At 55.1% G+C, this 452-nt stretch carries 1 protein-coding gene; it reads right to left on the bottom strand.

Annotated features, from left to right (window positions below):
- Window positions 1-413, bottom strand: a 413-nt coding sequence (locus HMPREF2528_RS02540; RefSeq protein WP_371259994.1) for an ATP-binding cassette domain-containing protein, incomplete at its 3' end; no start/stop codon positions are given.
- Window positions 414-452 lie beyond the last annotated feature (39 nt).

The following is a 452-nucleotide window of genomic DNA, read 5'->3' as shown; positions in this document are numbered from 1 at the left end:
TCCCGGTAGGTTCCTTGCTCCACCACACACCCACCATCCAACACCACCACAGAATCAACACCACGCAACGTCCACGCACGATGAGACACCAACACCACCAAACGCCCAACAGCAGCCACCTTCAACCGAGCAAAAATCTCCTCCTCAGTCTCAGCATCCACAGCACTGGTCGGCTCATCCAAAACCCACACCGGCGCATCCCGAAGAACCACACGCGCCAACGCCAAACGCTGCCACTGACCACCCGAAAGACCAACACCACCAAACGACTCACCCAACTGAGCATCCAAACCACCCTCAAGACCACGCACAAAATCATCAGCACAAGCCACCGACAAAGCCGACCACAAATCAGCATCACCAAGACGCTCAACAGCCTCCTGCGACAAACCCAGAAGAAGATTTTCACGCACAGTCAGTTCATAACGGCCGTAGTCTTGACTCACCAAACC

The sequence above is a fragment of the Rothia sp. HMSC078H08 genome (assembly GCF_001808955.1).
In the GTDB taxonomy this organism is placed as follows: domain Bacteria; phylum Actinomycetota; class Actinomycetes; order Actinomycetales; family Micrococcaceae; genus Rothia.
Note: the sequence above shows the minus strand (reverse complement) of the source record. Positions and strands in the feature narration are given on the sequence as shown.